The organism is Maribacter sp. ACAM166 (assembly GCF_005771495.1).
Classification (GTDB): domain Bacteria; phylum Bacteroidota; class Bacteroidia; order Flavobacteriales; family Flavobacteriaceae; genus Maribacter.
Genome location: NZ_VAUW01000028.1, coordinates 1 through 13213 on the forward strand (window position 1 = coordinate 1; position 13213 = coordinate 13213).

The 13213-nt window shown below is 36.1% G+C and carries 10 protein-coding genes; 5 read left to right on the forward strand and 5 right to left on the reverse strand.

Annotation, left to right across the window (positions count from 1 at the left end):
• Positions 1–139: 139 nt before the first annotated feature.
• Positions 140–1024 carry an FG-GAP repeat domain-containing protein gene (locus ES765_RS15715; RefSeq protein WP_138115264.1) on the reverse strand — a complete coding sequence of 295 codons (885 nt, stop codon included), beginning with the start codon at positions 1022–1024 and terminating at the stop codon, positions 140–142.
• A 580-nt stretch (positions 1025–1604) separates the two neighbouring features.
• On the opposite strand from ES765_RS15715, the gene ES765_RS15720 reads away from it, so the two are divergent.
• The 4 genes from ES765_RS15720 to ES765_RS15735 all read left to right on the forward strand — a co-directional run bounded on the left by ES765_RS15720 (position 1605) and on the right by ES765_RS15735 (position 5457).
• On the forward strand, positions 1605–2690 hold the full coding sequence (locus ES765_RS15720; protein ID WP_138115265.1) for a sensor histidine kinase: 1086 nt from the start codon (positions 1605–1607) through the stop codon (positions 2688–2690).
• Entirely contained in the window at positions 2687–3400 is a 714-nt protein-coding gene (locus ES765_RS15725; RefSeq protein WP_138115266.1) for a LytR/AlgR family response regulator transcription factor, read from the forward strand. The genes ES765_RS15720 and ES765_RS15725 overlap by 4 nt, the downstream gene beginning before the upstream one ends.
• A gap of 109 nt (positions 3401–3509) precedes the next feature.
• Positions 3510–4223, forward strand: coding sequence for a tRNA1(Val) (adenine(37)-N6)-methyltransferase (locus ES765_RS15730; protein ID WP_212744249.1), 714 nt, complete (start codon positions 3510–3512; stop codon positions 4221–4223).
• Between the two features lie 55 nt (positions 4224–4278).
• Positions 4279–5457 (forward strand): acyl-CoA dehydrogenase family protein, encoded by a 1179-nt coding sequence (locus ES765_RS15735; RefSeq protein WP_138115268.1) that lies wholly within the window; start codon positions 4279–4281, stop codon positions 5455–5457.
• A 552-nt stretch (positions 5458–6009) separates the two neighbouring features.
• Here the strand turns inward: ES765_RS15735 and ES765_RS15740 are convergent.
• The 3 genes from ES765_RS15740 to ES765_RS15750 form a co-directional block, all read right to left on the reverse strand.
• Entirely contained in the window at positions 6010–8295 is a 2286-nt protein-coding gene (locus ES765_RS15740) for an FdhF/YdeP family oxidoreductase (protein ID WP_410504686.1), read from the reverse strand.
• 107 nt (positions 8296–8402) lie between these two features.
• The gene (locus ES765_RS15745; RefSeq protein ID WP_138115270.1) at positions 8403–8768 is read right to left on the reverse strand and encodes a DUF7009 family protein; all 366 of its coding nucleotides are present in this window, start codon (positions 8766–8768) and stop codon (positions 8403–8405) included.
• Between the two features lie 309 nt (positions 8769–9077).
• Positions 9078–9956 (reverse strand): NDP-sugar synthase, encoded by an 879-nt coding sequence (locus ES765_RS15750; protein WP_249356507.1) that lies wholly within the window; start codon positions 9954–9956, stop codon positions 9078–9080.
• 141 nt (positions 9957–10097) lie between these two features.
• Here ES765_RS15750 and ES765_RS15755 point away from each other — a divergent pair, with 141 nt between their 5' ends.
• Entirely contained in the window at positions 10098–11450 is a 1353-nt protein-coding gene (locus tag ES765_RS15755) for a Gfo/Idh/MocA family protein (RefSeq protein ID WP_138115271.1), read from the forward strand.
• 344 nt (positions 11451–11794) lie between these two features.
• Here ES765_RS15755 and ES765_RS15760 read toward each other — a convergent pair whose 3' ends face one another.
• Entirely contained in the window at positions 11795–13186 is a 1392-nt protein-coding gene (locus ES765_RS15760) for a Gfo/Idh/MocA family protein (RefSeq protein ID WP_138115272.1), read from the reverse strand.
• Positions 13187–13213: the final 27 nt, after the last annotated feature.

The following is a 13213-nucleotide window of genomic DNA, read 5'->3' on the forward strand; positions in this document are numbered from 1 at the left end:
ACCTTTGCTCTAAGGTCAATTGTTTGTAATGTTTCATCAAAACGAATATAAATATTGAGCCTAAAACAGATGGGGCTAGCCCCATCTGTTTTAAATATTCGTGTTGCACTTATGACTTGAACTTAGAATGTTTAAGGAATCAGTTTTTTTGAATTTCAAAAAACTGAAGAATATCATCATTGTTTCCTATCAATATATATGATTCAGTTCCTTTGGATAATGACCCCATTTTTTTGGCATCCTTGGCAGCGTAAAATCCAATTTCAGAACCTCGCCGTACCTTAAACAACCCGTTGCCTTCACCTAGTATCAGGGGGCCTGTTCCTACATCGTTTCTAGGGGTTTCTATTTCCGAAGCGTATAGATTTCCTATCGCGAGGATATCAAGTGAACCATCATGGTTAAAATCCTTTACGAGCATATCATTGATATTGGAAAGTTGTGCTGCGTTAGGTAATTCTTTGATCTTAAACGGACCATTGCCCATATTTTCTATATAAACCGAAGCAAACGTATCTGTTCGATAATGCAGCGAATTATTTAGCTTTTCATCTCCATAGACATCTTTTAATTCCATTGAAGCGAAAGCATCGTATTTTACTATTTTTTTCTTTAATGCCGGTATTTGTTCAGATGAACAAGAGAAACCCCTTAAAGGATAATGCTTATCTTTATTATAGTAGCCTAGTACGATATCGCTATTTCCATTCGCATCAAAATCATTGTAATACATATCAAATGGCTTGTCGGTACTAGTTTTATATTTATAATTAAGACCAAGGTCGCCTGCAACGTAATCCATATCTCCATCATTATCAAAATCGCCTTGTTCGATGCTAAACCACCAACCGTATGATGTATTAAAACTTTCAATTTCAATTTTTGATAGGGTTCTACCATTGTTTTCTAAAATGGTAATCGGCATCCATTCTCCAACTATAATTAGGTCTAAGTCAGTATCATTATCATAATCGCTCCAAATAGCATCGGTTACCATACCTATATCTGCCAAATGTGGAGCCAATGTTTCTGTAATATTGTGTAATTACCCATTTTCATTTATCAGTAACATACTACTTGTAGGAGTTGGGTATTGATGAGGGGTGTGTCTGCCTCCAATAAAGAGGTCCATATCCCCATCTGAATCGTAATCAGCTGATTTCACCACCGACCCACTAGATCTACTTGCATTTAGAATGGCACCTTTTTTGTATTTTGAGCGTTTTTTTTCAATTGTACCATTTGTAAAATTTTATTACTGTCCAGCATACTTATCTTGGAGAGTGCCGTTAAATCGCATTAATATTTCTGATGAAAACTGACTAATTTATACCCCGTTATATTATTTCAAATCCTTTTTGTCCGAATTGGAAGTTAAATATTTTTTGGTATTCCAAAATCAAATCCATTCTATACTATCCTTAGATTTTAAATTAAAAATTAGTCCATTGTAGTTTTTAAGTATTTTTAGCAACAATTGATTGTTCGAATAGTGCCTTAAATAATATTTAATATTTTTGTAAGCGTGAATATATTTAGCCTAACAACTTCAGATTGGTGCTAAACGTCAATTACGGGAACAAAAAATATATTGATTTGTGTTTATGGATATTAGAATAGTGAATTTTCTGAGAAAGGTTAATTCTACAGGTGATAGTGGGATAAAAATTTGGCACCATATTTTATTCTGGCTAGTTTATTTTGTGTTCAACACTTTTCGATGGAGTAGTCTTCATAATGATTTTATTCTTTCCTTAAAAACCAATTTAATTGGTTTTCCTATTCATATGCTATTGGCTTATGTCAATGCGTATTATTTAATGCCAAAATTCATTTATAACAAAAAATACGTTCATTATACTGTTTTTATTCTTTCGTCACTTTTTATAATGTTGTTGTTTAAGTACAATTTAACGTACTATTTGGTGAGTACAGATGTAATGCCAGAAGGGCCTGAAGAGGTAAATAGTTTAACTATGGGTTATGCGGTTCAAACCATGATAGGGGAAGTATATGTAATTTCATTTTTCACGGCCATAAAGCTAACGATTGATTGGTTGCGAGAAAGTAGTAAACTTCACGATTTAGAAAAAAGGCAGTTAAAAACGGAATTACGTTTTTTAAGATCCCAAGTATCACCGCATTTTTTCTTTAATACGTTAAATAACATATATTCTCTAACTTTAGAAAAATCTGATTTGGCTCCCGAAGTAATCCTAAAATTATCTGAGCTTATGAGGTACTTGTTGTACGCAACGAAAAAACAACGGCAAGATTTAACAAGTGAAATAAATTGTATTAGGAATTATATAGATTTGGAGCGTATAAGATTTGACAACACTCTAAAAATAGAAATGAATATTTCTGGAAACCTTGATAATTATAAGATTGCCCCCATGTTATTGATTCCTCTTGTTGAAAATTGTTTTAAGCATGGAGCTAGTAAGAATATAGGAGAAATGAAGATTTATATTGACTTGAAAGTTTTCGATGGATTTATGAATTTTAAGGTGTCGAATACAATACCTAACGCCAATAGGGCATTGGTTTATCCGATTAAAAAGGGAGGTATAGGACTTTCAAATGTTAAAAAGCGGTTGGAACTTGGGTATAAAAAGACCGATTTTAAATTATCGATTTTTGAAGAAAATCAAATGTTTAATGTTATTCTAAAACTTAAGGTCATATGATATTGAAAGTAATAGTTGTAGATGATGAGCCATTGGCAGTAAATATTATTAAGAATTATATTCTTAGACTGAAGGAATTGCAATTGGAAGGCACTTTTTCTAATGCTATGGATGCGTCTACATATTTAATAGATAACCAAGTGGACCTAATGTTCCTAGATATTAATATGCCCTTTCTCGATGGGTTGGAATTTTTGAGTACACTGCATAAAAAACCTTTTGTCATAATGACTACTGCACATGAAGAACATGCGTTAAAAAGTTTTGAGCTTGAAGCAATTGACTATTTGGTAAAACCAATATCATTACCACGTTTTTTTAAGTCTGTAAATAGGGTTATTGGTCTTAAACAAGGGGTCAGTAAAACGGTAATCGATAAAGAAGAAAAACCAAGTATTTTTGTTAAGGTTGATAAAAAGAAATTACAGAAAATTTTTCTCGATGAAATAATGGTTATTGAAAGTCTTAAAGATTATATCAGTATTATAACACCTGCTGCTAAATATATAATACATAGAACACTTAGTAGTTTTACTGCTGAATTGCCTGGAGATAACTTTTTAAGAATCCATAGGTCTTATACTATTGCAATAGATAAAGTACGTGTTGTTGAAGGTAATAGTGTAGAAATTGGTGGAATTCGATATACTATTGGTAGAAGTTATTTGACCGAATCTAAAAGTAGAATTTTGAATAATAACGATGAATAAAGTAGTCTGTTATTGTTTCAACTTGTAACGCTTATAGAGTCGTTTTAATGAGTAGCTGGTCTAACGATAAGGTCATTGTTCTTAAAGTGTATTGCAAATTTTCAAAATAGTGAACGAACCATTTAAATTTAAACAATTCGAGATTAAGCAAGACCGTTGTGCAATGAAAATAGGCACTGACGGAGTATTGCTTGGTGCATGGACTGATGTCCACAATAACCCCGTGTCCATTTTGGACATTGGCGCCGGTACTGGGGTGATTGCTCTGATGTTGGCTCAGCGAAGTACCGCCGAGGTGATTGATGCCATTGAGATTGATTCGGATGCATACGAACAATGTGTAGATAATTTCGAGATGTCACCTTGGGGTGACCGTCTTTATTGTTACCATTCGGGTTTAGATGAGTTCGTTGATGAAATAGAAGACGTGTATGAATTGATAGTTTGCAACCCACCATTCTATATTGAGAATGTTACTTCGGGTAATTTGCAACGAGACCGTGCAAGGCAAAACGAATTTCTACCTTTCGATGAACTATTAAAAGGAGTGTCGTCTTTATTGGCAGAAAATGGAATTTTTGCCACTATAATCCCATATAAAGGAAAAGATGATTTTATTGGTATGGCAGTAGCTCTGGGTTTATATCCAAAGCGCTGTTTAAATGTGAAAGGTAATTCTGCAGCTGATTTCAAGCGAACTTTGTTGGAGTTCACCAAACTAGAACAGACCTACGATGTGAGTGAACTTATTATTGAAACAGAAAGGCATTGCTATACTTCTGATTACAAGAACTTGACAAAAAATTTTTATTTAAAAATGTAACTTTAGGTTTGCGTAATGTTATATTTCTTTATTTACCTTTGATAAAAGCATTGATATGAGACCTGATTTATTTGAAGCACCAGACTATTATAATTTGGATGATTTATTCTCCGAAGAACATTTGTTAGTACGTGATGCAGCGCGACAATGGGTTAAAAGAGATGTATCTCCTATAATAGAGGAATATGCGCAAAAAGCAGAATTCCCCAAGCAGATTTTAGGAGGGCTGGCAGAAATAGGTGCTTTTGGCCCCTATATTCCAGAAGAATATGGAGGAGCAGGATTAGACCAGATTAGTTACGGGCTCATCATGCAAGAAATTGAAAGAGGGGATAGTGGGGTGCGTTCTACAGCTTCTGTGCAGTCATCATTGGTCATGTACCCGATTTATACCTATGGTACAGAAGAGCAACGTAAGAAATACTTGCCAAAACTTGCTACCGGCGAAATGATGGGTTGTTTTGGACTTACAGAACCTAGTCATGGTTCAAACCCAAGTGGCATGGAAACCAAATATAAGGACATGGGTGACCATTATTTACTCAACGGGGCTAAATTATGGATATCCAATTCTCCTTTTGCTGATATTGCCGTAGTATGGGCAAAGAATGAAGAAGGTCGTATTCACGGTCTAATTGTAGAGCGAGGAATGGAGGGCTTTACGACTCCAGAAACACATAATAAGTGGTCGTTAAGAGCTTCGGCCACTGGTGAATTAATTTTTGATAACGTAAAAGTTCCCAAAGAGAATTTATTGCCGAACAAAACAGGTTTAGGCGCACCTTTAGGGTGCTTGGATTCTGCTAGGTACGGAATCGCATGGGGAGCAATCGGCGCTGCAATGGACTGTTATGATACTGCTTTGAGGTATGCCAAAGAGCGGATTCAATTTGGTAAACCCATTGCTGCTACACAATTGCAACAAAAGAAATTGGCCGAAATGATTACCGAAATTACGAAAGCGCAATTATTGGCATTTCGTTTGGGACAACTAAAGAACCAAGGAAAAGCAACTACCGCACAAATTTCAATGGCAAAAAGAAATAATGTAGATATGGCTATAAAAATAGCCCGTGAAGCAAGGCAAGTTTTAGGGGCTATGGGAATCACTGGGGAATACAGTATTATGCGACACATGATGAATTTAGAAAGTGTCATCACCTATGAAGGCACCCACGATATTCATTTGTTGATTACAGGCGCGGATATTACGGGTATGCCTGCTTTTCAATAACATAATAGTTTGTTTTAATTACCGCAACATGTATTGAGAAATCTCCATCTATCTTTGAATCACACTGGTAAGATGTGTGCATGTTTTGTAATAGCCTAGCCGATGGAAACATCGGCTTTTTTATGCTTGCTTTTTTTGAGTTTTGGTTTTATGGAAATCGGGAAATCCATTTTTCAGAATCGTTTACGGTTCTTTTTAGGAATATAGTTATCGTAAACATGCCAAATCTTAGAAAATGACTTTTCCATTGAAAATTATCGGTAAAGGTTCAGACGAAATATCCGTAAATATTTAATCCCTTGTTTTAGCCCGTAAAACTTGACCCAAATAAACTTTAAAAAAAATGAAGCGGTCTTTATCTAAAACGTTTTCCTTATCTATAAGACCTTTAAAGGCAGCACCATTTTTGGTTATGATTATTTTTTTAATCTAGGGATAGGAGCTTTACTTTTATATAATAAATACTAGGAGGATAAACCTTCTAATCTATCAAAGTATTTGGTGCGTTACGTTTGCTTGCCTTAATTATTTTGGCTTTTAGAGTTGCGGCAACTATTTTTTAACCAATCTCACCTTTATCGATTTACTTATGGGAGTTTTGCTGCGTTCTGCAAAGTGGTTGTAAGGGACCAAAACATTGGTCTCAGGAAAGTAAGAAGCCAAATTACCTAAAGGTATATTGTAGGGTACAACCTTGAATTTATGAGCTACTCTTACGGTGTCATCGTAGGTACTCGTGATATCGACTACATCTAATTTTTTGAAACCGACGGCATTCATGTCTTCAGGATTCATAAAAATCACTCTACGTGCATTATACACGCCTCGGTAACGGTCGTCTAGCCCGTAAATGGTAGTATTAAATTGGTCATGGGAACGAATGGTCATTAACATATATTCATCCTTTTCCAAATCATGATCAGGTAGTCTGTTAATTGTTATTTGCGCTTTTCCGTTTGGGAGCATGCTAAAATCCAATTCACGTACATTGTTTGGCAAGTAATACCCAGCACCTTTAGAACGTTCCTTGGTTTTATCAAAGCCTTTTGCAACTTGGTCTATCTGAGTTCTTATCAATTCATAATCCTCTCCTAATAATTTCCAATCCATAGCGTGGTCGTCACCAAAATAAGCATGCCCTATATTGGCGATAATTTCAGGCTCGCTCATAATGGTTTCGGCGGCAGGTTTTAAAATGCCTTTAGACTGTTTAACCCTGCCCATGCTATTTTCAACTGTAAAATGACGTGGCTTGCCATCTTTCATGTCTTTTTCAGATCTACCGATTGTTGGTAGTATTAATGCTGTTTTACCGGTGATTAAATGTGTTCGGTTCAGCTTAGTACTAATCTGTACGGTAAGGTCGCAATTTTGAATTCCTTTAGCAGTATATTCCGTATCTGATGCAGCCATTAAAAAATTACCGCCGAGACACATAAATACTTTAGCTTTGCCATCGTACATGGCTTTCATTGATGCAACGACATCAACTCCTTCATGTTTGGGTGGGGTAAAACCTAAATACTTTTTTATACGTTCGTTCATTTCCTTGTCAACGAAATGCTGTATGCCTACGCTACGATCGCCTTGTACATTGCTGTGCCCACGAACGGGACAAGTACCGGAATTCGGTTTTCCTATCGCACCCTTTAGCAACAGTAGATTCACGAATTCACGAATATTTTCAACACCATTTTTGTGTTGCGTTAGGCCCATGGCCCAACAAACTATTATTTTAGACTTGTTGGCCAATAATGCTACCGTTTCATCAATTTTGTTTTCTGATACCCCTGATTGTTTTAGGAGTTCTTCGGAATCATATTGTTCTAAATCTGAAATTAGTGCATCATAGCCATTTGTATATTTTTCAATAAAATTATGATCGAATACATCTCTAGATTGTGCGTCTAAGGCTGCCAATTTCTTTAAAATCAATTTTACTAAAGGTATATCTTGATTAATGTTGACAGGTAAATGAATATCGGCCATGTCTTCACCACCGCCTATCCAGCCTTTAATATGCTGCGGATTTTTGAAATTTACCAATCCTGATTCCTCCAGTGGATTTATACTAATGACCTTACCACCATTTTGTTTGCATTTTTCAAGGGCAGAAAGCATTCTAGGATGATTTGTGCCAGGGTTTTGCCCTGCAATGAGTATAACTTCTGCTTCGTACAAGTCCTCTAATGTTGTTGAGCCTTTTCCTATGCCTAATGTTTCACCTAGTGCAACACCGCTACTTTCATGGCACATATTTGAGCAATCAGGTAAATTGTTAGTGCCTAATGCACGTGCGAACATACCATATAAAAATGCCGCTTCATTACTTGATCTTCCAGAGGTATAAAAAATGGCTTCATCGGGGTTGTTTAATTTTTTTAATTCTGATGCAATTAGTTCAAAAGATTCTTGCCATGAAATAGGTTCATAATGAACACTACCTGGTTTTAGTACCATAGGTTCTACCAAACGGCCAAATTTGTTCAGGTCATAATCTGATAGTAGCGATAATTCCTCGACTGAATTTTTCTGAAAGAAATTCGCCCCGATATGGTTGTTAGTTGCTTCATCTCCTAAAGCTTTTGCTCCATTTTCGCAGTACTCTGCAATAGGTGAAGGATGTTCTGGGTCAGGCCAGGCACAACTAGGACAATCAAAGCCATCTTTTTGATTCATGCTCAACAATGTTCGCATTGAACGTAGCACACCCATTTCCTTAAAAGTATGCTTTAGCGCTTCGCGTACGCCCAAATAGCCAGCTGCATGGGTAATAGGCGCTTTTAGCTCAATTTCATGAAAATCTTCTGACCCCCTAAAGGATACTTTTCTTTGCATATTTGAGTCCATAACTTAAACTTAGCTATTGTAGAGGAAAAGGTTGTAGTTGTTTTTGTTAAAAAGCACCCTAGTATTGAATTTTTATAAAATTCATAAGATGAAATTTAACTTAATTTTGGATTAGGATAATTATCCGATTGATCTTCTATGGTATTGTCTAGGCAAGTGAAATCTTTTTCCAATAATAGATACAAGACGTTTCCTTGCTTGGTTTTAAACGTATGGTCAAAAGTAATAATGTCATTCTCAAACCAAGAATCGCCAAGAGATTTTGGCATCTTTAAGACAATGTGATTATTGTTGAAGCTTGCCTCTAGGTTATCTATGTTCGCATTTAAAATAACACTATAACTAAACTGTACATTCCCAAAATTAGTGCTATCATAAATCTTGCCATTCTCTGAAAGGATTTTAACCTCTGTCTGGGTCAATCGAAACCGAATGGAATCGCCTTTTATACGAATTTTCATAACTATAATTTGAGTTCACAACAAAAATAGCCCATATCTCAACATAATTTTAGAGGTTGACATCAATTTGTTTTTAATTTTCAATGGAACTTGTAAGTTTACTATGTACTAAAAAACGAATTAAAATTTTTTCATTTTCATATAGTGTTCTCGTAAAAGAGTCCAATCTTTAAAGATTGGACTCTTTTTAGTTTACTTGGTTTCGCTCAACAACCTTGTAGATATAATTATTTTGCTTACGCCAATAACGTAAAAAGCCCCAATAGAACAACAATTTTAATGGGGCATTATGTACAACTTCAAAAAACATTAACTCCAAATAGGAGCTGGATATTTTCCTGAATTGGATTTCTCCTTAAGACTATCCATTGCTATTTGTTTGTCACTGGCATAAGTAACTCCAAACCAATCTCCCCCAGAAGGAATACATTTCACTTCGATTTCATTTGCCTGCAACATCTCTTGTATCATCAATGGTATATAAAGTTCGCTATTTGCAATACGGTCTTCATCATTTAAGAAGCGTCTAAATTCAGATTCTATTTTGTTAAAAATTGAAGGTCTACATATCCAGAAATTCATACTTGCCTGCTCATCCCCTGTAAATTCTAATTGAGTATCTTCATCAAATACTCTGTCTTCTTGCTGAACTAACTTTAGACGTTCCTGTACAGACTTCAAGTTTTCGCCAACTACTTCGCAGACTCCCCTAGAAACTGAACCATGCTCAGATAATGTATCCTTTAAGGTATATCCTAAAAGAGCATAAGCATTTTTATTAGATTTTATGAAATCGGCTGCTTTCTTATACGCTGCTTGGCCATAAAAATCATCGGCGTTGATAACCACAAATGGGCCATTAATAACATTTCTAGCTGTCCATACTGCATGTGCCGTGCCCCATGGTTTTTTACGTTCACCTGTAAAAGTAACTCCATCAGGTAAATCTGTAAGTTCTTGTGCGAGCACATCTAATTTTATGCTTTTTGGTACTCTTTTTGAAAGGTGTTCTTCCAAAAAGGAAACATTTTCTTTTTTGGTGATGACGACTACCTGTTCAAAATTATTCTGAATGGCATCAAAAATGGCGAATTCCATTAAAAATTCACCGTTCGGACCTAAATCATCAAACTGTTTTAGTTTTCCATATCTACTACCGCTGCCGGCAGCCATTAAAAGTAATGTCATGATTTCTTAATTTATATGTCAAAAATAGGGAATGCCATTAATAATCATGTCTCAATTTAGATGTATCGTCCTTAAAATTGACGATTGGTTAATCTGAATCAATTAATTTTTATACTTTCAGAGCTCCTAATTATTTAAATAATGACATCAAGACGAAATTTCATAAGAAATACATCAATCGCAAGTATGGGATTGGTTGCTGTACCAGGCTTTGCTCGTAATCGATTTAGCGCAGCAGATAAATTAAATGTTGGTTTAATAGGCGTAGGGCTTAGAGGAACCAATCATTTGAAAAATTTGTTGTTGAGAAAGGATGTAAACGTTACGGCGATATGTGATGTTGATGAAGCAAGAATAGCTTTAGCTAAAGAACTTATTGTAGGTGCTGGTGGTAAGTCACCAAAGATTTATGGTTCAAGTGATATGGACTATAAAAACCTTTTGGAACAAACCGATGTAGATGCGGTTGTTATAGCAACGCCATGGTTATGGCATACGCGTATGACGGTAGATGCTATGGAAGCGGGTAAATACGCTGGGGTGGAAGTTTCAGCATCGAATACATTGGAAGAATGTTGGGATTTAGTTAATACCCACGAACGAACCGGTACCCATATGATGATTCTAGAAAATGTAAATTATCGTAGAGATATATTGGCTGTTTTAAATATGGTGAAGCAGAATATTTTTGGTGAATTGGTTCATTTTAGATGTGGTTATCAACATGATTTGCGTCATGTAAAGTTCAACGATGGTAAATCGCCTAATGGAAAAGGTGTTGAATTTGGGGAAAAAGGTGTCTCCGAAGCCAAATGGCGTACCGAACATTCTGTTAAAAGAAATGCAGATGTTTACCCAACCCACGGTCTTGGCCCAATTGCTGTAATGGCAGATATTAATCGGGGCAATCGTTTTATGTCTATGACATCACATGCCTCCAAAGGTATAGGGTTACATAATTATATTGTTAAAGAGGGTGGTGAAAACCACGCCAATGCAAAAGTTAAGTTTAAACAGGGAGATGTAATTACCTCGACTATCAATACCGCAAATGGTGAAACAATAATTATCACCCACGATTGTAATCTTCCTAGACCTTATTCATTAGGCTTTAGAGTTCAAGGTGCAAATGGCCTTTGGGAAGTTGATGGAAACCGTATATACGTAGATGGAAAGTCAGAACCGCACAAATGGGATGAAGCACAATCTTGGTTAGACCAATATGATCATCCATTGTGGAAGAAATATGGGGAGTATGCATTAGATGCCGGTCATGGTGGTATGGATTTCTTTGTTATGAATTCCTTTGTGGAATCTGCAAAACAAAATATTGCCCCGCCATTAGACGCCTACGATGCCGCAGCTTGGAGCGCAGTTACACCTCTTTCAGAGGTTTCGATAGCTAATAATGGTGAACCTCAAGATTTCCCTGATTTTACCCGTGGTCTTTGGATAAAAAGAAAACCGTATGATTGGATGAAAGAAAATTATTAACTTTTGTTGAAGTATTAGGCTCAACCACTTCTATCAAAGTAATTGTGAATTATTACATCCTCTTTTAGAGGGTAGGGTTAACTGTCATCTACAGTGGACAGTGTCATCAGAGCCATATTTGGCAGAATTTTTTGTTCAGGATGCGTCAAGAATAGCAGAGTTGTGCCTTCTTTTGCAGTTTACAAGAACGAACAGTATTAAATAACTGTATGTAAGGAACAGTTTCCATTACATGCAGTTATTTTAGTGTAATATAGGCAACATAAGATATTAAGATTCCTTAATTTAAGTTGTGAAAAATATGAAATGTCACATTCAATTTGTCGAATTAACCGAATAGTTGACTACATCAGTTTCATTTCGGTAGGGTTCCAGTTTACAGGTTGTTTTTTATTGAAACTCTCATTAGCCAACAGTGCCGCACCTGCAGCTCTAAGACCAAATTTTGGTCCTTGCACTACTGTTCCATTATTTCTAATGGCTGTAAAGAAATTATTGAAATGATCATAATGGCCGCCCTTATAATCACGTGGTGCTTGCCAAGTAGTCGTGCCTGTAGAAAGACTTGAAGTTCTAGATTCTAGGTTTTTAGCAGCGTATTCTTTTTTTATTTTCTGCTGCATTTCTTCTGTAAAAGAATTCATTGAATACCCACCTGGTACCATGTCAAGTTTAGACCTGTTCACTGTTACCGAGTTTTGACCTATTTCCATTTCACCTTCTGTACCAATTAGTTTAAAACCACCACCACCACCACTTCCAGCGATAAAATTAATGCGGAAAGCTGCATTGAAAGGAGCGTGCGTCTCTGTTTTTGGATAATCATATAGGGTAATAGAAACATCGGGTACATTCCTACCATCTTTCCAATAGCGAAGTCCGCCAGTGGCTAAAGCTCTATTTGGGCCATGGGAACTGATTACATAATTCAAGGTCGAAAATGCATGAACGAATAAATCACCTGCAACTCCGGTGCCATACTCTTGATAGTTTCTCCATCTAAAAAAACGATTAGGCTCAAAAGGTACTTTCGGGGCATTGCCTAAAAAGGTGTCAAAATCAACTGTATTTGGATTTGCATCTGTGGGAATAGGATATTGCCATGCCCCTTCTGCCGAATAGCGGTCATTGTACATATCTAGCATCACGATATCCCCAATGGCGCCATCTTCATATAATTGTTTCGCTTTTTCATTTCCGAGTGAGGACATTCCTTGGCTACCAATTTGGCAAATTTTCCCTGAATCTTTTTGGGCATTTATAATTTCTTGGCCCTCCTTGAAATTTTGAACCATTGGTTTTTCGCAGTACACATGCTTGCCTGCCTTTAGCGATGCAACGGCTATAGTTTGGTGCCAATGATCTGGTGTAGCAATGATAACGGCATCAATATCTGTTCGATTTAAAATTTCTCTATAATCTCGGGTTACAAATATATCTTCGCCCCAAAGTTCTTTTGCCCGTTCAAGCCTACCCGTATATAGGTCACATGCGGCTACCAATTTAACCCCATCAACTTGTAGGGCAGATTGTGTATCATAAATTCCTTGAATACCCGTACCTATCAAAGCTATATTAAGTTGGTCATTGACGCTAAATTCTTGATGGACATAAGTTCGCTTTAAAAGCAGCTGTTCATTTTTAGAAGATGCCAATAAGAAAGGGGTTGTACTTATGGCCGCTGAGGTAAGTGAAGCTCGTTTTATAAACGATCTTCTAGAATTTTTTTTATCCATAATTTGAATGATATGAGTTTTATGTTT

What these genes read in the sequence shown, in the direction of transcription:
- ES765_RS15720 (WP_138115265.1), top strand. Translation starts at nt 1,605, where the DNA reads ATGGATATTAGAATAGTGAATTTTCTGAGAAAGGTTAATTCTACAGGT.
- ES765_RS15725 (WP_138115266.1), top strand. Translation starts at nt 2,687, where the DNA reads ATGATATTGAAAGTAATAGTTGTAGATGATGAGCCATTGGCAGTAAAT.
- ES765_RS15735 (WP_138115268.1), top strand. Translation starts at nt 4,279, where the DNA reads ATGAGACCTGATTTATTTGAAGCACCAGACTATTATAATTTGGATGAT.
- ES765_RS15740 (WP_410504686.1), bottom strand. Translation starts at nt 8,295, where the DNA reads ATGCAAAGAAAAGTATCCTTTAGGGGGTCAGAAGATTTTCATGAAATT.
- ES765_RS15745 (WP_138115270.1), bottom strand. Translation starts at nt 8,768, where the DNA reads ATGAAAATTCGTATAAAAGGCGATTCCATTCGGTTTCGATTGACCCAG.
- ES765_RS15750 (WP_249356507.1), bottom strand. Translation starts at nt 9,956, where the DNA reads ATGACATTACTTTTAATGGCTGCCGGCAGCGGTAGTAGATATGGAAAA.
- ES765_RS15755 (WP_138115271.1), top strand. Translation starts at nt 10,098, where the DNA reads ATGACATCAAGACGAAATTTCATAAGAAATACATCAATCGCAAGTATG.
- ES765_RS15760 (WP_138115272.1), bottom strand. Translation starts at nt 13,186, where the DNA reads ATGGATAAAAAAAATTCTAGAAGATCGTTTATAAAACGAGCTTCACTT.